This window comes from Amycolatopsis australiensis (assembly GCF_900119165.1).
In the GTDB taxonomy this organism is placed as follows: Bacteria; Actinomycetota; Actinomycetes; order Mycobacteriales; family Pseudonocardiaceae; genus Amycolatopsis; species Amycolatopsis australiensis.
The window spans coordinates 1,854,911-1,874,352 of record NZ_FPJG01000006.1 but is presented as its reverse complement, the minus strand read 5'-3'; the positions used below and the strand labels follow the sequence as shown (position 1 = coordinate 1,874,352).

Sequence of the window (19,442 nt, the reverse complement as noted above, 5' to 3'; positions counted from 1 at the left end):
AGGCGAACGGGTGATCTCTGTCAACCGGCAACCCGGAATACGCCCGCGCGTCTTCACCAGCGAAACCCTGGGGGTCGGATGAACAAGAAGCTGGTGGGCTCGGCTGTGGTCGGCGCGGCGGTCCTGGCGGTCGTGGCGGCGCTGATCGTGGGAGGCGGCGACGCGCCCGCCGCCGCCCCGCCACCGTCGACGACGGCCGCGCCCGCGCCGGGTATCCAGCCGGGACACCTGGAGGTCTACCGGTTCCCGGAGTCGGCGGGCGGTCGCGGCTCGACCGTGTCGATCCCGGTGCCGCCGTGGGCGTCGGACCACGTCGGCGACCACGCGACCTACACCGACCCGACCGGGCGTTTCGCCCTGGAGACCGACCGCGTGCCGCTCGAGCAGGAGGACCCGCTGAGCGGCCTGAAGGCGCTGGCGAAGGCGAACCACGACCCGGGCTACCGGCTGACCTCCTTCGCCGAGCACGACCCGGTCGACTCGTACGACACGGCCGAGTGGGACTACACCTACCAGCGGCAGGGCGAAACGCGGCAGGTGCGGGAGGTCGGCCTGGGCGTCGGCGAGGTCCTGATCACCATCCGCTACGACGCTCCGCAGGCCGGCTTCGCGGCCAACCTGCCCGTCCTGACCGAGGCGCTCAAGGTGCCCGACGCCGGCTGATCACCGGAACGCCGCCTGGAGCGGACCGACCGCGAAGTAGGCCACGAACGCCACGGCGATCACCCACATGAGCGGGTGCACTTGGCGGGCCTTGCCCGTGGCCGCGCGGATCACGACGTAGCTGACGAACCCGGCGCCGATGCCGTTGGCGATCGAGTACGTGAACGGCATGACGACGATCGTCAGGAACGCCGGCAGCGCGATCGAGAAGTCGGTGAAGTCGATGTCGCGGACCTGCGACATCAGCATCGCGCCGACGACGACCAGCGCCGGCGCGGCCGCCTCGACCGGCACGACCTGGTACAGCGGGGTCAGGAACATCGCGGCGATGAACAGCAGGCCGGTCACGATGTTGGCCAGGCCGGTCCGGGCGCCCTCGGCGATGCCGGACGCGGACTCGACGAACACGGTGTTCGAGCTGGCCGAGCCGAACCCGCCGGCCGCGCCCGCGAGACCCTCGACGAACAGCGCCTTGCCGACGTTGGGCAGCTGGCCGTCGGCCGGCAGCAGGTCGGCTTCCTTCGCGAGCCCGGTCATGGTGCCCATCGCGTCGAAGAAGTCGGCGAGCACCAGCGTGAACACCAGCAGCACGACGGTGATGATCGGCAGCCGCGTCCAGGCGCCGAACGAGACGTCGCCGACCAGGGAGAGGTTCGGCAGGCCGACGACCTGGTCCGGCAGCGCCGGGTAACCGAGGTTCCAGCCCTTCGGGTTCGTGCCCTGCGACGGCCCGGCCTTGACGATCGCTTCGACGATGATCGCGAGCACCGTCGAGGACAGCACGCCGATCAGGATCGCGCCCTTGACCTTGCGGACGACGAGGATGCCGGTGACCAGCAGGCCGACGACGAACACCGCGGTCGGCCAGGAGGCGATCGAGCCGTTGATGCCCAGGCCCACCGGCACGGTCGTGTGCGCGGCGTCCGGCAGCCGGCGCACGAACCCGGCGTCGACCAGGCCGATCAGGCAGATGAACACGCCGATGCCGACCGCGATCGCCGACTTCAGCGCGGCGGGCACGGCCCGGAACACCGCGGTGCGGAACCCGGTGAGCACGAGCAGGACGATGATCACGCCCTCGATGACGACCAGGCCCATCGCCTCCGGCCAGGTCATCTGCGGCGCGATGGTGACCGCGACCAGGCTGTTGATGCCCAAACCCGTGGCGATGGCGAACGGGTAGTTCGCGACCAGGCCCATGAGGATGGTCATCACCCCGGCGACCAGCGCCGTCACCGCGGCGACCTGCGGTACGGGCAGGATGCCGCCGAGGAGGTCCTTGTGCGCGCCCGCGTCGCCGGCCGAGAAACTGCCGATGATCAGCGGGTTCAGCACCACGATGTAGGCCATCGTGACGAAGGTGACCAGGCCGCCGCGCAGTTCGCGCGGCACGGTCGAACCCCGTTCGGTGATCTTGAAGAACCGGTCCAGTGTGGACGTCCCGGTGCGGGTCGTCTCCTGCTCCGCCATTCGCCTGCCCATTCTGTCGCTGCTGCGGAGTAGCCTTCACCTCGTGAGTGAACCGATCAATCCACCGGAGGTTACGGGCTCGTTGCGGCACACGCCGGAGCTGCCCAAGAGGCTGACCGACCTGACGCCGGTGGTGATCGTAGGCACCTCGGCCTGGGCTGTCGCGCTGGTGGTGCTCTTCTTCACGACTTCGGGGCTGTGGGTGCAGACGGCGCTGTCCGGGTTCGTGCTCGGGTTCATCGGCATGGCGATCATCGGCTGGCAACGTGCCGCCGCCCGCCGCGGCTCGAAGTCCGCGCAGCGCCTTTAGGCCAGCAACGTCCGCGGCGAGGGGTCGTCGAGCAGCGCCGCGATGAGGTACCGGTCGGGCCAGCGTCCGGCGGCCCAGGCGAACGCGCGGGCGAGGCCTGCCGAGGTGTCGGCCGCATGCAGCCGGTCGTCGGACCACCACGGGACGTCGTGCACGGCGCCTTCGACGCGCACGGTCAGTGGATCATGGACCAGCACGCCGCCCTCCGGGAGCCGGATGCCGAGCTGGTCCGCGACGAGCTTCAGCGCGGGCAGGCCGTCCCACGGCGCGTACTCGCCTTCGCTGGTCACCTCGGCGGGCGTGGTGCTCGCGAGCGGCAGGTCGAGCAGGTCCGCGAGCCGCTCGGGGTCCTCGGGAGCGACCACGTACCGGTCCGGTTCGAGCGCCCCGGCCACCCACGGCACGTCGAGCACCAGCGCGTCGTCCACGACGGACCCGTCGGCGGCGCGGACGGCGTCCGGCGGCTCGGGTTCGAACCCGGACGCGACGACAGCGTCGTAGGCGCGCGTGGTCAGTCCCGGTGAGACGGTGCGCCGGGGGTCGGCGAGCCGCTTGAGCACGTCGTCGGCTTCGTCCACGCTGGACAGCGTGAGGTCGGTCCGCACGCCCGCGACTTCGAGGAGTTCTTCGTTCAGGCCGAGTTCGGGGACCTCGTCGTAGAGCCCGGCCAGGTCGGCTCCGGGCAGCCGCCACTCGTTCGGCGCGAGGCCGCCGAGCAGCGCGTACTGCGCGATCCACCAGCGCGCATGGCCTCGGGGCGTGCGCAGGGCGTGCCAGGTCTCCGGCCGGGCGGCGAGCAGCCGCAGCGCGGCGGGCCACGCGTCGTCGGCGACGAGGTCCAGGTCACGGACGGCCACGAGCGTCGACGGTGGTTCCGGCAGCGAGTCCCACCAGGCTTCCTCATCGGGCAGGTCGTGGTCCGGCTCGTGCGGTTCGTCGTCGACGACCAGCGCGAAGGAGTCGAGGACGCCGGCGGCCACCAGGGTTTCGGCCGGCCAGTCCCCGGCGAAGTCCTCGTCGAGGACGTCGAGCGCGCCGTCCTCGTCGAAGACCTCTTCGTCGAAGATGTCCAGCAGCGGCGACGCCGGAAGCACCAGCTCGTCGGCGCGTCGCCACGTGTCGGTGGCGGGCAGGGCGAGGGCGCCGGCCCAGCGCGGCGCGTCGTCCCCGCAGTCGGCGATCAGCCGGAGGACCGCGCCGGCGAGGGTCGTACCGTCCAAACCGGATCGTACGTCTTCGACGCTGCGCTCGACGGCGTCACGCAACTGGTCGGCGTTGAGCAGCTCGCGGGCGTCAGCGTGCTTGGCGCCCAAGCGTTCCAGCAACGGGTGCGATGCGGCGGGGTGCACGAGCCGCAGCCCTGGAATATCTACATCGGACAGCAGGTCGAGCAGCTCCGCCGAGCCTTCGACGAGCAGGCAGCCACGAGCACCGGGGAGCGTCCGGCCGTCCGAGAGCGGGACGGGCAGGCCGTCGAGCCGTTCGCCGGCGAGCGTGTGGGACTCGACGCCGATCGACAAGGCCGCGTAGACGTCGCGCCACCAGCTCGGTTCGCGAGCCACGCCGGTAAGCGTTTCCAGGACTTCTTCGATGCTGACGACCTGCACTGAAACGGCTTTCAGCACACTCGCGGAGGCGGATCCCTCGAGCAGTCCCGGAACGACGTCGGCGATCAACGCGGATAGCCCTGGAACGTCCACGTCGAGGACTTTCGCCTGCCGCCCGGCGACTTCACGACCGTCCTGAGTGGACAACCATGGTTCGGTGGCGAGGTCGGCCAGGACTTCGTCACGCAACTTGGCGTCTACAGTGGACTTCGGAAAACCTGGCGCCGGCACGAGCGCGAACCTGTGTTCGGGCGGCAGCAACCGAACGAGCTTGACGTACTCGTTGGCCGCGTTCTCCAGCGCCTGCGTCAACTCGGGGCCCGGCAGCGCCCGGCGTCGCGACGGTTCGACGGGCACGGGCGCGAGCAGCCGAGCGGGCAGCGACAGCCCGTCGTCGGTGGGAGTCGGCGCGTGCAGGACGTCTTCCTGGAGCGGCTCGGGCACGCCGTCGGCGTCGACCGGCACGGCCCACACGACGTCGCCACGGTGAGCCAGCCAGCGGCTTTCCCCTTCGGGGCCCCGGATTTCGACGACGTCACCTTCGGCTCGCCGTGTCCAAACGCGACCTTCGATGTCGGCCTCGGCGAGCCACGGAAGGGCGAGCAGCAGGTCCCCGATATCGCCGGCGAGCTGATCGACGAGCGCGCGCCCATCGACGTCGTCCCGAAGCGGCAGGCGGACCTCGGTGTCGAAGCCGGGAGGAACGTCGGCGTCGACGGGCCACGGCAGCCGAAGGACGGGCACATCGCCCTGAATCCCGGCGGCGGCGCGGGTGCGTTCGGCGGAGAAGGCGACACCGCCGGTGGTGGAGACGACACTGGGAGCGTCGGAAACGGTGCGGACGGCGGCGAAGCCGACACCGAAGCGCCCGACGGTGTCGCCGGTCTTCCCGGAAGCCCGAAGCGACGCGAGCGAGGCAACACCACGCGCGTCGAGCGGCGCGCCGGTGTTGGCAAAGCGGAGTTCACGGTCCACAAGGGACACCCGGACACACCCGGGTGTCCCGGCGGCCATGGCGGCATCGGCGGCGTTCTGCGCGAGTTCGACGAAGAGCCGATCCCGGTAGGCGCCGACACGCAGGTCGCGCTCGACGTTGGTGTCCTCGAGCAGCCGGGTGGGCGAGTCCCGCCAGGAGCGCAGGGTGGAGTCGCGAAGCAGCGCGGTACCGAAGGGGTCGGCCCCGGAGGGTTCAGAGCCCACGCTGCTCACGGGCGGCTTCGTCGGGGGTGTCGACCTCGGCTTGGGCTTCGTCGGGGTGGCCGGCCTGGGTGACGACGGTGCCGGTGAGAGCGGCCTGGGGCAGCTCGTCGCCGGGAGCCTCAGCCTGGGTGGGCTCCACCTCGACGGGCTCCGGCACCTCAGTCACAGCCTCCGCGGCCTGCTGCTCGGCAGCCTCATGCGGCTCAACACCGGCTAGCTCAGCATCGGCCGCAGGCTCCGCCTGCGGCTCGGCGGCCACATCAGACACTTCAGCCCCGGTCGCCTTCAGCGGCGCTGCTTCCGACTCAGCCACCGCAGGCTCCGCGGCTGCATCGGTGACCTCGGCCGGAGTCGACTCCGCCTCGGCGGGCTCCGGCACCTCAGTCACAGCCTCCGCGGCCTGCTGCTCGGCAGCCTCATGCGGCTCAACACCGGCTAGCTCAGCATCGGCCGCAGGCTCCGCCTGCGGCTCGGCGACTGCATCGGTCACCTCGACCTGAGTTGGCTCCGCCTCGGCGGGCTCCGGCACCTCGGCCGCGACCTCGTCGGCTCGCGGCTCCGCAGCCGCATTGGCCTGGGCCGGCTCGGCCGTCGCAGGGTCCGCCTGCGGCTCGGCCGCTGCATCAGTCATCTCGGCCGGGGTCGGCTCAGTCGCCGCAGGCTCCGCCTGCGGCTCGGCCGCTGCATCCGTTACCTCGGCCTGGGTCGGCTCCGCCTCGGCGGGCTCCGGCACCTCGGCCACCACCGGCTCGGCCACCGACTCCGCGGCAACCTCCGCTACTTCCGGCTCCACCTCCGCCGACGAAACGTCCGACTCCGCGATCCCCGTCTCCGGCTCCGCCGCGGGCGTCTCCACCGCCCCTGGCTCCACCGGCTCCGCTGCAGGCCTCTCCGCTGCCGCCGTCTCCACCGGCTCCGCCGCAGGCGTCTCCGCTGCCGCCGTCTCCACCGGCTCCGCCGCAGGCGTCTCCACCGCCTCCGGCTCCGCCGCGGCCGTCTCCACCGCCTCCCGCTCCGCCTTCGCCGCCTCCGCTACCCCCGGCTGCTCCAGCTCCGGCGTCGGCGCGAAATCCAGCAGCGAATCGTCGTACACGAGCTCCGCCACCGGCACCGAGGACGTCAGCTCGACCTCCACCTCCGAGTGCGCGCCGCAGCCGTACTCCACGTCCACCACGTGGCCGTCCGCCGGGGCTATCTCGTTGCCGCACACTCCGAACATCCCGCGCAGCGAACCCGCCAGCGGCACGAAGAACCCGCACGTCCCGCACACGTCCGGGGCGCTGCGGGCCATGTCCGACCGGGGGCCGAACTCGCCGCCGTGCCAACGTGCCGCCGCCTCCGTGCGGCCCAACCGGGACAGCACGTGGACCCGGCCCAGGCCCGCTTCGCGCGCCACCTCCTCCACCGCCGGGTCGTCCGACTGGAGGTACGCCGGGACCAGGCGGGGGTCGTTCTCGTCCGTCGGGAAGATGTCGCCGACGCCCAGGTCGCCCGCGCGCACCCGGCGCTCCCACGGCACCCATGCCGGGGCCACCAGCGCCGACGGGCCCGGCACCAGCACGACTTCACTGACCGTCACCGGCTCGTCGTCGCCCGCCAGTGCCACCGTCACCGACCAGCGCCAGCCGCCGTAACCCGGTACCTGCGCCTCGAACAGGTGACTCGCCGTGACCGCGTCCTCGCGGGTGACACCCACGTGAGCACCGATCTGCTCCTCCGGGGCGTCTTCGAGCACCGCCGCGCGCGCGAACTCCACCGCATCGGCGAGCTTGCGCTGCACGGAACCGTCGTCGAGGGTCAGCAGCAGCGTCATGCGGCCAATTGTGCCGCACGCATCCGCGGCGCCCGTGCCAGGCTGTTCCTCGTGCGCACGCCGATCCTCACCACGCTGCTGCTGGCCGCCGCCCTCGGGGGCTGCGCCGGCGCGCCCGCCCAGGAGACCGGCCCCGAACAGCTCACCGTCCAGGTCGTCTCGACCCTGCCGCACGACCCCGCCGCCTTCACCGAAGGTCTCGAGTTCGCCGGCGACACGCTCTACGAGAGCACCGGTCTCGCCGGGCAGTCGACGCTCACCGCCGGCCCGGCCGGCGGGCCGCCCACCACGAAGGTCGCGCTCCCCGCGCCGCTCTTCGGCGAGGGCGTCACCGTGCTTGGCCCGACGCTGTGGCAGCTCACCTGGCAGGACGGCTTCGCCATCGAACGCGACGCCAAGACCCTCGCCGAGCTGCGCCGCGTGCCTTACCAGGGCGAAGGCTGGGGCCTCTGCCACCAGGACGGCGGACGGCTCGTGATGAGCAACGGCTCGTCGTGGCTGACCTTCCGCGACCCGCGGACCTTCGCCGTCACCGGCAGCGTGGACGTCGGCCGCGACCAGCTCAACGAACTCGAGTGCGTCGGCGGCGACGTCTACGCAAACGTTTGGCACAGCGACACGATCCTGCGGATCGACGCCGCCACCGGGCGCGTCACCGGCACGATCGACGCAGGTCCGCTGCGTGCGCAGGTGAACACGACCAGCAGCGAGGAGGTGCTCAACGGCATCGCGGCCGTGCCCGGCAGCGGCGACTTCCTGCTCACGGGGAAGCAGTGGCCGGTCACGTTCCGGGTGAGGTTCGTCCCGAAGCACGCCTGAAGCACGGATGAGCAGGCGGAACCGGCCCCCGGTAAGGCAGGATTGAGACGTGGCACTCTTCGGCTCCCGCTCCGACGGCTCCGGCTCGCAGCAGCGCGGCCGGAAGTCGAAGCGACGCTGGACGCCGGAGCCGGGCGCCGCGCACGCCAAGCCGTGGCGGGAAGCGGTCGCCCCGCCGCCCGCCCGCGCCGAGCACCGGAGCGCGCCGCCGCCCACTCGCGTGGAGCGGCCCGCGCCGCCGCGCGGCGCGTACTACGACGCGAACGAGGCCCCGACCGCCGCCGCGCCGATGGGGCACCGGCCACCGCCCCCGCGGGGCGCGCGGCCGTATCCGCCGCCCGACCCGAACCGCACCGAGCCCCTGCGCCGCGAGCCGCCCGGCTTCTACCAGGGCGACCGCCGTCCCGGCAGCGGCGAGTACGAGCACTACGACACCGGCGGCTACGCGGGCGAACCGCGTCCGCCCGAGCCGGAACCCGCGCCGCCGCGGGAGGAGCCGCGGACGCCGGGCAGCACGCCGAAGCTGCCGAAGAAGATCACCGTCACGCGTGTGGCGGCGATGCGCAGTCGTCAGCTGACCGGCCAGGCCGTCGATGCCTTCCAGCGTGCGACGAAGGCCGACGGCGCCGAGAAGTCCGGGCTCACCTCGCTGACCTACGCCGTGATGCTGAACTACGCCAGCGACGCGGCGATGGCGATCGCGCTGGCCAACACGCTGTTCTTCGCCGCGACCAGCGGCGAGAGCAAGGGCAAGGTCGCGCTCTACCTGCTCATCACGATCGCGCCGTTCGCGCTGGTCGCGCCGGTGATCGGGCCCGCGCTCGACAAGGTGCAGCGCGGCAGGCGGCTGGCGATGTGCGCGTCGTCGATCGGCCAGGGCCTGATGGCCGTCGTGATGGCGCTGCACTTCGACGACTGGCTGCTCTACCCGGCCGCGCTCGGGATGATGGTCCTGTCCAAGTCGTTCACCGTGCTCAAGGCCGCCGTGACCCCGCGGGTGCTCCCGTCGGAGATCACGCTGTCCAAGACGAACGCCCGGCTCACCACGTTCGGCCTGGTCGCCGCGGGCGTGTTCGGCGCGCTCGCCAGCGGCGTCAACGCGATCACCGGATCGGCGGGCGCGCTGTGGTTCACGGCGCTGATCTGCGTCGCCGCCGCGGTGCAGTCGATGCGGATCCCGTCGTGGGTGGAGGCGACCGAGGGCGAGGTCCCGACGTCGCTTTCGGCGCACCCGAAGGAGAAGAAGCGCCGTCAGCCGATGGGCCGGCACATCGTCGTCGCGCTGTGGGGCAACGGCTCGGTGCGCGTGCTCACCGGCTTCCTCATGATGTTCGCCGCGTTCGCGGTGAAGGCGCAGACCGAGAACAGCGGACACAGCCCGTTCATGCAGCTGCTGCTGCTCGGGATCATCGGCGCCGCGGCGGGCGCGGGCGGGTTCCTCGGCAACGCGCTGGGCTCGCGCCTGCACTTCGGCAGCCCGGACCAGGTGATCGTCGGGTGCGTCGCGGGTTGCGTGCTGGCCGCGCTGGTCGCGACGCTGCTGCCCGGCCTGGCCACGGCCGCGATCGTCGGCCTGATCGGCGCGACGGCCAGCGCGCTGGCGAAGATCAGCCTCGACGCCGTCATCCAGGAGGACCTGCCCGAGGAGTCGCGCGCGTCGGCGTTCGGCCGGTCGGAAACCGTGCTGCAGCTGGCCTGGTGCCTCGGCGGCGCGGTCGGCCTGCTGCTGCCGCCGACGTACTGGATCGGCTTCCTGGTGATCACGGTCGTGCTGGCGATCGGCCTGGCGCAGACCTACCTCGTGCGCCGCGGCGGCTCGCTCGTGCCGGGCCTCGGCGGCGACCGGCCGCTGCGCCCCGAGCCGACCGGCAGCTTCCCGGCCCAGGGCGTGCCCGGCGACCCGAGGGCCCGCCGGTAGGGTCTGAGCCCATGCGACGTTCCCGGGTGGTGGCCCTGCTTGCGGCCGGTGGGTTCGCGGTGGCCGGCTGCTCGGCCCCCGGCCCGGCCGAGGTCACGTTCTACGCCGACGGCCACACGATCAGCTCGACGCCCGTGCTCAAGTGCGACTACTCGCAGAAGCTCGAGAAGCCGTGCCAGGCCGTGGGCGCGCCGGAGACGCTGAAGGTGCGCGCGGGCAAACCCGTGCAGATCTCCGTGCCCGGCGAGGTCGCGGACGCGCCGTGGCAGATCGTCTTCGAGTACGTCACCCCGCAGGGCGAGTTCAAGCAGAGCGAACCGATCCCGTTCACGTCGCTGGACCGCTACGCCTACACGGTCACCCCGCCCACCCCGGCCGACCGCATCTCGGCGGTGGACGTGCAGAAGTTCACCGCCGTGCTCAACACGGGCACCGGCGAGTCGGGCCTGCTGCCCAGCGACGTCTGGGGCCTCCAGCTGGAGGGCTAGTCCTCTTTAGGGATCGAGGTCCCGGGCGACCGCGCGCATGATCTCGGCGATCTGCTTGGTGTGCTTGCGGTCGGGGTAGCGGTTGCGCCGAAGGTCCGGCTGCACCTTCAGCTCCAGCAGCTTGATCATGTCCTCGATCAGGCCGTGCAGCTCCTCGGCGGGACGGCGGCGCGCCTCGGCGACGGACGGCGGCGGGTCGAGCAGGCGGACGGAGAGGGCCTGCGGCCCGCGACGGCCGTCGGCGACGCCGAACTCGAGCCGCTGCCCGGCCTTGAGCCCCTCGACGCCCTGCGGCAGCGCGGCCTTGCGGATGTAGACGTCGGCGCCACCGTCCTGGGTGACGAAGCCGAACCCCTTCTCCGCGTCGTACCACTTGACCTTGCCGGTCGGCACTTCCCTCACCAATCCTTCTGCTGTCCGCTCACGACGAACGCGCCCGGGGCGTACCCAGGGCGCGCTGGGTAAAGGGTATCTCGCCACAGGCCCTGGGGAGAAGTCGATACCTGCGGATACCCTCTTGCGTCATGGAGACCGCCAAGAAGGAGGCCGCTGTGTCCGCCCCCGGCAAACCGTTCCTGATGCGTGTCGGCATCGGCTTGTTCGGCCTCGGCATGCTCGCTGTGCTGGCGGTGTTCATCATGTTCGCCGCCGGCTTGGAGAACCTGCCCGTGTGGCTGTCGGCCGCCGCCGGGATCATCACTCCGCTGGGTCTGCTGCTCGGCCTGATCGCGCTGGTCCGCGAGGCTCGCGCCAAGAACTAAGGCACGGCCGCGAACGTCTTCTCGAACCAGGCCGGGAACTCCGTCAGCGAGTCGAACACCACCTCCGCTCCTTCACTCAACAGGAGGGTGCGGTCACACGGCCCGGTCGTGACGCCGACCGCGATCGCACCGGCGGCCAGCGCGCCCCGGATGTCACCCGCGTGATCTCCGACATACGCACGCGCGTCGTGCGCCAGGAGCGCCTCGGCCTTCCGGGTCGACCACAGCTCGCCGACGACTTCGTCGACCTCCAGGCCGAGCGCGTCGACGTGCAGCTGCGCGTTGGGCCCGTACTTCCCGGTGACGACCAGCGTGCGCCCGCCCGCGGCCCGCACCGCGCGCAGCGCCTCGACCGCGCCCGGCAGCGCGACCGTGCTCGGCACGACCATGTCCGGGTAGAGCGCGCGGAACCGGTCGACGAGCCCGGGGATGCGCTCCTCGGGCGCCTCGAAGCCACGCAGGATGTCGTCGAGCGGCGGGCCGAGGTTGGCCGCGAACGCGTCGCCGTCCAGCGGCAGGCCGGACTCGGCGCCGAGCGCGTTCATCGCCGCGGCCATGCCCGGCCGCGCGTCGATCAGTGTCATGTCGAGGTCGAACCCCACGGTGATGCCCACGCTCACCACGGTAGCGACCACCACCGACGAATTTACACATCGCCTGATCATGTACAGCGTCTTGACAGCGGAGTGATCTGTGTCAAGGTGGTGGTGTGACCAGCTTCACTGACCGGACCAAGGCGTCGCTCCGGGAGGCCCTCCTGGACGCCGCCGCGGACCTGCTGGCGGAAGCCGGCTACGCGGGCCTGCGGATGGCCGACGTCGCCGCGAAGGCCGGCGTGAGCAGGCAGACCGTCTACAACGAGTTCGGCAACAAGGCGGCGCTGACCCAGGCGGTGGCGCTGCGCACCGCGTCGGAGTTCCTCGACGGGATCCGGCAGCGGTTCGAAACGGCGGACGGGCTCCTCGCGGGCATCCACCACGCCGTCGTCTACACGATCGAGCACGCGCGGGAGAACCGCCTGGTCGCGGCGGCGCTCGGCACCGAAGCGGCCGAGGACCTGCTGCCCCTGCTGACGACCAAGGGCGAGCCGATCCTGACCGCGGCCGCCGGCCTCGCCGCGGAGCAGTACCGGGAACTCGAGCCCGGGCTGTCCGCCGAAGCCGCCGCCCTGCTCGCCGAGACCGCGGTGCGGCTTTCCCTGTCCCACCTGGTGCTTCCGACGCACTCGGCAGCGGAGGCGGCCGACGCCGTCACCGCGGTCCTCGCCCCCGCCATCCGCCAATTCGCCCACTGAATCGTCTACCGGAGTGACACGATGACCGACACGCTGCCCGAACTGCGAACCGGCTTTTCCTCGCTGCGCAAGGGCGGGCTGAACTGGGACTCGTTCCCGCTGCGCCTGTTCGTCAAGGGCAACAAGAAGTTCTGGAACCCGGCCGACATCGACTTCAGCCGCGAACGCGAAGGCTGGGACACGCTCAACCCCGAGCAGCAGCGGAGCACGACGTACCTGGTCGCGCAGTTCATCGCGGGCGAAGAGGCCGTCACCGAGGACATCCAGCCGTTCATGCGCGCGATGTCGGCGACCGGCCGGTTCGGCGACGAGATGTACCTGACGCAGTTCTGCTTCGAGGAAGCCAAGCACACGGAGGTGTTCCGCCGCTGGATGGACGCCGTCGGGCTGACCGAGGACCTGCACCCGTACGTGGCCGAGAACCCGCACTACCGCAAGCTGTTCTACGAGGAGCTGCCGCAGTCGCTGCGCGCGCTGGAGGACGATCCCAGCCCGCTCAACCAGATCCGCGCGAGCGTGACGTACAACCACGTGATCGAGGGCAGCCTCGCGCTGACCGGCTACTACTCGTGGCAGCTGATCTGCACCCAGCACGACATCCTCCCGGGCATGCAGGAGCTGGTCCGCCGCATCGGCGACGACGAGCGCCGCCACATGGCGTGGGGCACGTTCACCTGCCGCCGGCACGTCGCCGCGGACGACTCGCTGTGGGACGCCGTGCAGCAGCGGATGGGCGAGCTGCTGCCGCACGCGCTGAACATGATCCAGTGGGTGCAGGACCAGTTCGAGGAACTGCCCTTCGACAACGACCCGCAGGAGATCGTCCAGTACGCGGCCGACCGCGCGCAGCGGCGGCTGGGCGCGATCGAGTCGGCCCGCGGCATGCCGGTGGAGCAGATCGACCTGGACTATTCACCCGAACAGCTGGAGGACACCTTCGGCGAGGAAGACGCGAAGGCGATCGCGGAGGCCGCCGCGGCCGTCGGCTGAGGCCGTTCCCCGGGTCAGGCGTGCTTGGTCGCGGCGGCTTTTTCCAGGCCGAGCAGGCTGATCGACTTCTCGCGCATCTCGACCTTGCGGACCTTGCCCGTGACGGTCATCGGGAACTCGTCGACGACGTGGACGTACCGCGGGATCTTGTAGCGCGCCAGCTTGCCTTCGCAGAACTCGCGCACCTTCTCCGCGGTCAGCGGCTCGGCACCTTCGCGCATCCGGATCCAGGCCATCAGCTCTTCGCCGTACTTCTCGTCGGGGACGCCGATGACCTGCGCGTCGAGGATGTCCGGGTGCGTGTAGAGGAACTCCTCGATCTCGCGCGGGTACAGGTTTTCACCGCCGCGGATGACCATGTCCTTGATCCGGCCGGTGATGTTGACGTAGCCGTCGGCGTCCATCACCGCCAGGTCGCCGGTGTGCATCCAGCGGGCCGCGTCGATCGCCTCCGCCGTCTTGTCCGGCTGCTCCCAGTAGCCGAGCATCACCGAATACCCGCGCGTGCACAGCTCGCCCGGCTCGCCGCGCGGCACGGTCAGCCCGGTCTCCGGGTCGACGACCTTGACCTCCAGGTGCGGCCCGACCCGACCGACCGTCGACACGCGCCGCTCGATCGAGTCGTCGGCACGGGTCTGCGTGGACACCGGCGACGTCTCGGTCATGCCGTAGCAGATCGACACCTCGCTCATCCCCATCCGGTCGATGACCTGCTTCATCACCTCGACCGGGCACGGCGAGCCCGCCATGATCCCGGTCCGCAGCGACGACAGGTCGAACTCGCCGAAGCCGGGGTGGTTCAGCTCGGCGATGAACATCGTCGGCACGCCGTAGAGCGACGTGCACCGCTCGGCCGCCACCGCTTCGAGCGTCGCGCGCGGGTCGAACGCCGGCGCCGGGATCACCATGCAGGCGCCGTGGCTCGTGCAGGCCAGGTTGCCCATCACCATGCCGAAGCAGTGGTAGAAGGGCACGGGGATGCAGACCTTGTCCTGCTCGGTGTAGTTGCACAGCTCGCCGACGAAGAAGCCGTTGTTGAGGATGTTGTGGTGGGACAGCGTGGCGCCCTTGGGGAAACCCGTGGTCCCGGACGTGTACTGGATGTTGATCGGGTCGTCGGCCGACAGCCCGGCCTGCAGGTGCGCCAGCTGCCCCGGGTCACCCCGCCGTCCGGCGTCGACCAGCGCCTGCCAGCCGTCGCCGCCCAGGATCACGACGTGCTCCAGCGCGGCGCACTTCTCCCGCACCTCGTCGACCATCGCCGGGTAGTCCGACGTCTTGAACTTGTCCGAGGCCACCAGCATCCGGATGCCGGCCTGGTTGAGCACGTACTCCAGCTCGTGCGACCGGTAGGCCGGGTTGATGTTGACCAGGATCGCGCCGATCTTCGCCGTCGCGTACTGCAGGAACGTCCACTCCGCACGGTTCGGCGACCAGATCCCGACCCGGTCGCCCTTGCCGATGCCCTGCGCGACGAGCCCCAGCGCCAGCGCGTCCACTTCGGCGGCCAGCTCCCGGTAGGTCCACCGCCGCCCGGCGGCCCGGTCGACCAGGGCGTCCCGGTCCCCGAACGCGGCGACCGTCCGATCGAAGTTGTCGCCGATGGTGTCCCCGAGCAGCGGGACCTCGGAGATTCCCGAGGCGTAGCTGGGCAAGGCGGGCGCGTCAGGCATGGTGCCTCCTGAAGTCGGCGGTGACTTGCGCCGAGTCTAAGAACCACGTGCCTGGTCAGCCAGCGCGGCGGCAGGATCCTTTCCGCGAAGACCCGACGCGGGGCACGGCCGAGCCCTACATCGAGGCACCGCCCGGCGCGATGGCGGCCGGGCTGGACCTGGACCGGCGTCACGACCTGCTGTTCGTCGCGGACGGCAACGGCGGCAAGGCCTCCGTCTACGACGCCGGGAACACCACGGCACGATCACCGGCCCGCTGTTCCACAGCGGCCACCCGCCCGGCTTACGAGGTCCTGCCGTCGGCGCGTGACTGGTAGGGTCCGGACGGACTTTTCAGGGGGCGATCGATGGCCGGCCAGGGGTTTCGCGACGAGCTGACCCAGTTGCTGCAGGCGCGCTACCCGCTGCTGGTCGTCGAGACGCACGAAGAGCAGCGGGTGCTGCGGGAGATCCGCGCCGTCGCGGAGGATCCCCAGCGGCTGCGGACGCCGCGACGCGTCTACGTCTGGTCCTCCACCACCGGCCTGGCCCCGGCGGGCGGCCCGCCGATCAGCGAGACCCGCGCCGCGGCCGCCGCGCTCGAGCGGGTGCACGGCTGGGGCGAGCCCGCCGTGTTCGTCTTCGTGGACCTGCACCCGTCCCTGGTTTCCGAGGGCGGTCACCGGCCCGATCCCGACGTCGTGCGGCGGCTGCGCGAGCTCGCCGCCGCGTTCAAGACGCGTCCGGTGCCGCTGAGCCTCGTCCTCGTGTCGCCGTCGCTGCCGGTGCCGCCGGAGCTGGAACACGACGCGACGGTCGTCGACTTCCCGCTGCCCGACCAGCGCCAGATCGGCGAGCTGCTGGACAGCATGGTCGCCGCGCACCGGCAGAACGTCCGGATCAGCATCGGCCGCGAGGACCGCGACCGGATCGTCGCGGCGGCACGCGGGCTGACGCTGCCGGAGGCCGAGAACGCGTTCGCGCGCGCCCTGGTCGAGGGCGGCGGGCTGGACCCGAGCGACCTGGAGCTGATCCTCGCCGAGAAGCGCCAGGCCGTGCGGCGGTCCGGGATGCTCGACATCGTGCCGGCGGAAACGAGCTTCGACGCCGTCGGCGGCCTCGACCGGCTCAAGCGCTGGCTCACCAAGCGCACCGGCACGTGGACGCCCGCCGCGTCGGCGTACAACCTCGCGGCGCCGAAGGGCTTGCTGCTCACCGGCGTCCCCGGCTGCGGCAAGAGCCTGTCCGCGGTGTGCGTGGCGAACATGTGGCGGCTGCCGCTGCTGCGGCTGGACCTCGGCCGCGTCTTCGCCGGCCTGGTCGGGTCCAGCGAAAAGAACATCCGCACGGTCATCCGGACGGCGGAGGGCATCGCGCCGTGCGTGCTGTGGGTCGACGAGATCGAGAAGGGCCTCGCCGGCGCCGGCGGCGGGGGTGACGGCGGCACCGCACGGCGCGTGTTCGGCACGTTCCTGTCCTGGATGCAGGAAAAGTCCGCGCCGGTGTTCGTGATGGCCACCGCCAACCAGGTCGACTCGCTGCCGCCGGAGTTCCTCCGCAAGGGCCGGTTCGACGAGATCTTCTTCGTCGACCTCCCGTCGGCGCCCGAGCGCGCCGCGATCTGGCGGATCCACCTGCACAAGCGCGTCACGGACCCGTTCGTGGGCAGCGAGCTGCGGCTGGACGACGCGCTGTTCGCCGAGCTCGCCGACGTCAGCGCGGGCTACAGCGGCGCCGAGATCGAGCAGGCCGTGCTGGCCGGGCTGGTCGACGCGTTCGCCGAGCAGCGGCCGCTGCGCCGCGACGACCTCGTGCGGGCGGTCAAGTCGACCGTCCCGCTTTCGGTCACGCAGGCCGACGAGATCCTGGCCATCCGGAACTGGGCGCAGACCCGGGCCGTGGCCGCGACGGACACCGGCACCGCGGCTCCCGAGCCCGTCACGGTGCCGCCGGCCGCACCGGCGGACTCCCCGAGCGGAAGGACGATCGACGTATGACGCACCGCGTGACCGTCACGATCGGCAAGGACGGCTCGATCAGCGCCGAGACGCACGGCGTCACCGGCTCGAAGTGCCTCGACTACATCCCGCTGCTGGAGGACCTGCTCGGCGCGGAGACGGTCACGTCGGAATTCACCGAGGACTACCGGCGCACGTCGGCCTCCGCGGAGAACACCGCCACGCAGCAGCAGTCGCAATGGAACTGCTGAACCTGCACCGGATCGTCGACGTCACGGCCGCCGAAGGCCCGGGCCTGCGGTGCGCGGTGTGGACGCAGGGCTGCTCGGTCCGCTGCCCCGGCTGCTTCAACCCGCAGACGTGGACCACGCGCGGCGGCTTTGCGCTGCCGTGGCCCGAGCTGGTTTCGCACGTGCTGGCCGTCGAGGGCATCGAAGGCGTCACACTTCTGGGTGGAGAGCCGTTCGACCAGGCCGCGCCGTTGGGCCGCTTCGCCGAAGCCGTCCGCGCGGCGGGCCTCTCGGTCATGACGTTCACCGGGCACGTGATCGAGGACCTGCCGCCGTCGAAGCTGCTCGACTCGACGGACCTGCTGGTCGACGGGCCGTTCCGCGCCGACCGGCCGGAGACCTCCCGGCCGTGGGTGGGGTCGGCCAACCAGCGGTTCCACTTCCTCACCGACCGCTACGACGAGTCGATCTTCACCACCCCGAACCGGCTCGAGCTGCGGATCGCCCCGGACGGCGGGATCGAGCTGAACGGGTTCGCCACCACCGAAGTACTGGAAGCGCTGCTCGAAGGGGAGCACCGATGAGTGTCACGCTCAAGCTGCGCAGTGAAGCGCTGGCCCAGCTGAACGCGGCGACCATCGCCGCGCACGCGCAGCCCGGTGTCGTCACCGTCCGGACGCGGATGCGGCACCGCGACCTGCTGGCCCGCGCGCTCAGCGGGCTGCGGGCCCAGGTGACCGACGACGGCACGTCCGTCGTCGCCGCGTGGGAGGGACGGCGGATCACGTTCGGCTACGGCCCGGACGGCGTCCAGCTCGCGCACGTCGACGGGCCCGGCCTCACCGAAGCCGAAGCCGCCCGGCTGGTCGTGTCGGTCGACGAGGCCTACGCCGCCGAGGTGCAGCGGTCGGTGCTCGCCCGGCTCAAGGCGCGCGCGGCACAGGCGGGCATGGTCGTCGAATCCGAGCGGGTCAACGCCGACCAGTCGGTCAGCGTCACGCTGGCCGCCACGTCGTGACCGAGGTCAGGGTCGGGCTGATCGAGTTCGGCAAGGCGCTCAACGACTCGGTCACCCTCCCGGGCCTCGGGGAGCTGCCGGGCGGGCAGGTGAGCGCCGGCCGCGCGGTCCGCGGCGCCCGCGCGCGCCTCCGCCGGGGTGACCGCGTCCTGGCGGACAACCTGCGCCTCGGGATCATGGTGCGGAAGAAGTTCTTCTCGAGCGGCGTCGAGCCGGTGACCGACGCCGGGTTCCTCAAGGACGTCTTCGTGGCCGCCGGGCGGCGGGACATCGGCAACGGGGACTCGCTGGAGCTGTACACCGACGAAGCGGTCGGCCCGGACCTGAGCCGCCAGGACGGTGTCGCGTCGGTGTTCGCGCCCGCCTACGACCAGTTGACCGGGTTCCACGTGCAGGTGCGGCAGGAGCACGGGATCCTGCGGTTCGGCGCCCTCTGCGGGCTGACGCGCGGCGGCCGTCCGGTCGGCGAGCCGATGCGGGTGCTCGGGCTGTTCGGCCCGGCCGGGCCGCTCGAGGAGCTGCCGGCCGGGCAGCCGGGCACCGTGCTGCTCGGCTTCCAGTGCGCCGTGCCGCCACTGGCCGGCGACGCGCTGACGGCGTTCCACGAGCCCCCGCGGGACTTCCTGGAGCGGCGGGAGGGCACGGCGGCGGTGCACGGCCTGAACGACCTCGGCAACGGCACCGTGGTGGCGGCGGTCGAGGTGCCGGAGGGCCTGGGGTCGGTGTTCACGGTCGGCACGCGGGCGCGGGTGCTGCGGCCGATGGGGACGACGTTCAACGAGCAGAGCACGGTCGTCGCGACCGACCTGCGGATCCTGTCGCTGGCCCGGGACGGCGTGGCGGTGCGGACGAACGGCGGGGCGCGGACGTTCACCGTCGGGCTGGCGTTCCGGGACCTGCGGCCGAACGACCGGATCGAGGCTTACGTCCCGGCCGATGTGGCGCCGCTGGCGCCTCCGCCGGTTTTGCCGGTTGCCGCTGCGCCGGTTCCTGTTCCGCCGGTTCCCGCTGCGCTGGTGGACGTCAACGCGGCGTCGGAGGCCGAGCTGGCCGGCCTGCCGGGAATGTCACCCGAAAGAGTCGCCACAGCGGTGGACATGCGGCGGCGGCAGGGCGGGTTCCCGGACGTGGAGGCGTTCGGCGTCGCGATCGGGTTGCAGCCGCACGAGATCGTCCGGCTGCGCGCGCGGGCGACGGCCGGGCGGGTGGCGTTGCGCGAGACGGGTGTGCGGCAGCTCGACATCTGAAGCG

Annotated in this window: 19 protein-coding genes and 1 pseudogene; 14 read left to right on the top strand and 6 right to left on the bottom strand. The window is 71.7% G+C overall.

The genetic code is table 11. The features are described from left to right. Positions 1-78 precede the first annotated feature (78 nt). Entirely contained in the window at positions 79-663 is a 585-nt protein-coding gene (locus BT341_RS10265; RefSeq protein ID WP_072476056.1) for a hypothetical protein, read from the top strand. Here the strand turns inward: BT341_RS10265 and BT341_RS10260 are convergent, their stop codons facing one another. Beyond that, entirely contained in the window at positions 664-2,133 is a 1,470-nt protein-coding gene (locus BT341_RS10260; RefSeq protein WP_072476055.1) for an NCS2 family permease, read from the bottom strand. A gap of 82 nt (positions 2,134-2,215) precedes the next feature. Here BT341_RS10260 and BT341_RS10255 point away from each other — a divergent pair, with 82 nt between their 5' ends. Further along, a complete protein-coding gene (locus BT341_RS10255) occupies positions 2,216-2,443 on the top strand; it encodes a DUF2530 domain-containing protein (RefSeq protein WP_072476054.1) in 228 nt (75 codons plus the stop codon). Here the strand turns inward: BT341_RS10255 and BT341_RS10250 are convergent. Beyond that, positions 2,440-5,250 carry a sacsin N-terminal ATP-binding-like domain-containing protein gene (locus BT341_RS10250; protein WP_072481882.1) on the bottom strand — a complete coding sequence of 937 codons (2,811 nt, stop codon included), beginning with the start codon at positions 5,248-5,250 and terminating at the stop codon, positions 2,440-2,442. The genes BT341_RS10255 and BT341_RS10250 overlap by 4 nt on opposite strands. Next, positions 5,240-7,063: a DUF3027 domain-containing protein gene (locus tag BT341_RS47255; RefSeq protein WP_072481881.1), complete on the bottom strand. Its 1,824-nt coding sequence runs from the start codon at positions 7,061-7,063 to the stop codon at positions 5,240-5,242. Before BT341_RS47255 ends, BT341_RS10250 begins: the two co-directional genes overlap by 11 nt. 51 nt (positions 7,064-7,114) lie before the next feature. Here BT341_RS47255 and BT341_RS10240 point away from each other — a divergent pair, with 51 nt between their 5' ends. Genes BT341_RS10240 through BT341_RS10230 form a run of 3 tightly spaced genes read left to right on the top strand, consistent with a single transcriptional unit; the run spans position 7,115 to position 10,288 of the window. Next, positions 7,115-7,882 carry a glutaminyl-peptide cyclotransferase gene (locus BT341_RS10240; RefSeq protein WP_072476053.1) on the top strand — a complete coding sequence of 256 codons (768 nt, stop codon included), beginning with the start codon at positions 7,115-7,117 and terminating at the stop codon, positions 7,880-7,882. Positions 7,883-7,931: 49 nt separating this feature from the next. Next, positions 7,932-9,800 (top strand): MFS transporter, encoded by a 1,869-nt coding sequence (locus BT341_RS10235; protein WP_072476052.1) that lies wholly within the window; start codon positions 7,932-7,934, stop codon positions 9,798-9,800. An 11-nt stretch (positions 9,801-9,811) separates the two neighbouring features. Then, the gene (locus BT341_RS10230; protein WP_143168517.1) at positions 9,812-10,288 is read left to right on the top strand and encodes a DUF2771 family protein; all 477 of its coding nucleotides are present in this window, start codon (positions 9,812-9,814) and stop codon (positions 10,286-10,288) included. 6 nt (positions 10,289-10,294) lie between these two features. On the opposite strand, the gene BT341_RS10225 is transcribed toward BT341_RS10230, so the two are convergent. Continuing rightward, complete coding sequence (locus BT341_RS10225) at positions 10,295-10,681, bottom strand: cold-shock protein (protein WP_007033367.1); 387 nt, start codon at positions 10,679-10,681, stop codon at positions 10,295-10,297. A 131-nt stretch (positions 10,682-10,812) separates the two neighbouring features. On the opposite strand from BT341_RS10225, the gene BT341_RS10220 reads away from it, so the two are divergent. Continuing rightward, complete coding sequence (locus BT341_RS10220; protein ID WP_072476050.1) at positions 10,813-11,049, top strand: hypothetical protein; 237 nt, start codon at positions 10,813-10,815, stop codon at positions 11,047-11,049. Positions 11,050-11,051: 2 nt separating this feature from the next. Here BT341_RS10220 and BT341_RS10215 read toward each other — a convergent pair. Next, positions 11,052-11,663 (bottom strand): annotated as a pseudogene (locus BT341_RS10215) (HAD family hydrolase); the annotation flags it as partial. A 95-nt stretch (positions 11,664-11,758) separates the two neighbouring features. Between BT341_RS10215 and BT341_RS10210 the strand changes: the two are divergent. Then, the gene (locus BT341_RS10210) at positions 11,759-12,343 is read left to right on the top strand and encodes a TetR/AcrR family transcriptional regulator (RefSeq protein WP_072476049.1); all 585 of its coding nucleotides are present in this window, start codon (positions 11,759-11,761) and stop codon (positions 12,341-12,343) included. A gap of 21 nt (positions 12,344-12,364) precedes the next feature. Continuing rightward, entirely contained in the window at positions 12,365-13,333 is a 969-nt protein-coding gene (locus BT341_RS10205; RefSeq protein WP_072476048.1) for a R2-like ligand-binding oxidase, read from the top strand. A 14-nt stretch (positions 13,334-13,347) separates the two neighbouring features. On the opposite strand, the gene BT341_RS10200 is transcribed toward BT341_RS10205, so the two are convergent. Beyond that, on the bottom strand, positions 13,348-15,006 hold the full coding sequence (locus BT341_RS10200) for an AMP-binding protein (RefSeq protein ID WP_072476047.1): 1,659 nt from the start codon (positions 15,004-15,006) through the stop codon (positions 13,348-13,350). A gap of 47 nt (positions 15,007-15,053) precedes the next feature. Between BT341_RS10200 and BT341_RS44165 the strand changes: the two genes are divergently transcribed. Genes BT341_RS44165 through BT341_RS10175 form a run of 6 tightly spaced genes read left to right on the top strand, consistent with a single transcriptional unit; the run spans position 15,054 to position 19,438 of the window. Then, positions 15,054-15,323 (top strand): hypothetical protein, encoded by a 270-nt coding sequence (locus BT341_RS44165; protein ID WP_143168516.1) that lies wholly within the window; start codon positions 15,054-15,056, stop codon positions 15,321-15,323. 30 nt (positions 15,324-15,353) lie between these two features. Beyond that, the gene (locus BT341_RS10195) at positions 15,354-16,982 is read left to right on the top strand and encodes an AAA family ATPase (RefSeq protein WP_072476046.1); all 1,629 of its coding nucleotides are present in this window, start codon (positions 15,354-15,356) and stop codon (positions 16,980-16,982) included. Positions 16,983-16,990: 8 nt separating this feature from the next. Continuing rightward, positions 16,991-17,194, top strand: a complete 204-nt coding sequence (locus tag BT341_RS10190; RefSeq protein WP_245804927.1) for a DUF2997 domain-containing protein — start codon at positions 16,991-16,993, stop codon at positions 17,192-17,194. Further along, entirely contained in the window at positions 17,182-17,757 is a 576-nt protein-coding gene (locus BT341_RS10185; protein ID WP_072476044.1) for a 4Fe-4S single cluster domain-containing protein, read from the top strand. The genes BT341_RS10190 and BT341_RS10185 overlap by 13 nt, the downstream gene beginning before the upstream one ends. After that, entirely contained in the window at positions 17,754-18,191 is a 438-nt protein-coding gene (locus tag BT341_RS10180; RefSeq protein ID WP_072476043.1) for a hypothetical protein, read from the top strand. The genes BT341_RS10185 and BT341_RS10180 overlap by 4 nt, the downstream gene beginning before the upstream one ends. Then, on the top strand, positions 18,188-19,438 hold the full coding sequence (locus BT341_RS10175) for a helix-hairpin-helix domain-containing protein (RefSeq protein ID WP_072476042.1): 1,251 nt from the start codon (positions 18,188-18,190) through the stop codon (positions 19,436-19,438). Before BT341_RS10180 ends, BT341_RS10175 begins: the two co-directional genes overlap by 4 nt. The last annotated feature ends 4 nt before the right edge of the window (positions 19,439-19,442 follow it).